Here is a 1,352-nt window from a genome sequence, read left to right on the forward strand (position 1 = left end):
GCTAAGGTGAGTCATTTGCTCACTAGCATGAGATTCAAGAGTTTTGAGTAGCAGGTTATCGGGTTGGCGAAGTGAAATAGACAGTAGGTCTTTATTTAGCACAATACCGTTGTGCTGAGCCTCAAACTCAACGGGTGCATTGAAGAAGCGGGTATATTCTTCTTGGAGCTTTGCAGAAGGAGCGGGGCGCCCGATTAGTATCTTTTCAGCAGAGGCATTTTGGTTTGCTAACCAGCGTGCAAAGTTTGTCCACGAAGCCAACACGTTATCGATCATATGAGGCCTGACAATCGGGTCGTCGTAAATACAGTGCCAGCACTGCAAGATGCTGTTCCCTAAATCTTTAAAGCTGGTTGTTCCCATATCCCCGACAAGTCTTTCATAGGGCTGTATTTTATCCATGGCTTCACCGATGGTGGCGCAACTCATAGTGATATAGCCAAGCACACTATAGGAGCCTGGCTGAACAAATTGGCTGGTATGAAGCCCGAGCAAGGGGTCATTAGCGCGTTCGATAAGATGTTTAATAAGAGATTGGAACTGGGTTCCAATAATACGCCCATTTGCACTGGCCAGAACATTCGGGTCGATCCCTGAGTCGAGAATGACTTGATGAGTATCGATTTGTTTGCTCTGAGCATATTGTAAATATTGCTGTACGGCAGGAATGGAAGCAAAGCCCAGGTGTTTCATAATTTACTCTTCTCGCAGGAAGTTTGAGAGCACAAAAAGTGTCACTGACTGAATTTGATGATCATAATGTCTGAAATTGTCAGTGAAATTATAGTTTATTCCGTTATTATTTCGAGCTATGTCTTTCTAGAGTGTTGTCCGCTGTTAAGATGCTGGGCACTTTAAACTAAATTTGAATATATATAGGTGAACGCATGCGTCGTTGGAATGGTTGGGGAGATGAAGCAAACAAAATGGATTTGCCACCTACGGGTGAGCAATTTCTTAGTGATCTAGTGGGTGCTTCCAGCCCTTTAGCGGATGCACAGCTGAGTGAAGTTTTGGCTCAAGTTCCAGAAAGTCGTTTACCTGAGCATATATTGATTGATAAAGACCCGGAACAGCGTCTTCGTCATTCTCGCGGTCAAAGTCTGCCTGACTGGCTTGCCATGAGAAGTGGCCGCTTTGAATTCTTCCCCGACGGCGTTGCTTTTCCAGAAACTAAAGATCAGGTCGCTGAGTTGGTCGAGTTTTGTTATGAACATGACATTATCCTGATTCCCTATGGTGGTGGAACCAGCGTCGCGGGGCATATTAACCCTTTTGAATCTGATGAACCGATACTAACTTTATCGCTAGGTCGAATGACTCGCTTGATAGATTTGGATGAGGAGAGTCAG

2 protein-coding genes are annotated in these 1,352 nt (G+C 44.8%); one reads left to right on the forward strand and one right to left on the reverse strand.

The window, feature by feature from the left end:
- The coding region (locus A3729_RS29540; RefSeq protein ID WP_068634562.1) for an AraC family transcriptional regulator at positions 1–693 on the reverse strand (693 nt) is incomplete at its 3' end.
- A 194-nt stretch (positions 694–887) separates the two neighbouring features.
- Between A3729_RS29540 and A3729_RS29545 the strand changes: the two genes are divergently transcribed.
- Positions 888–1,352 (forward strand): FAD-binding oxidoreductase (locus A3729_RS29545; RefSeq protein ID WP_156498225.1); only part of this gene is annotated, 465 nt, incomplete at its 3' end.

The sequence above is a fragment of the Oleiphilus sp. HI0043 genome (assembly GCF_001634935.1).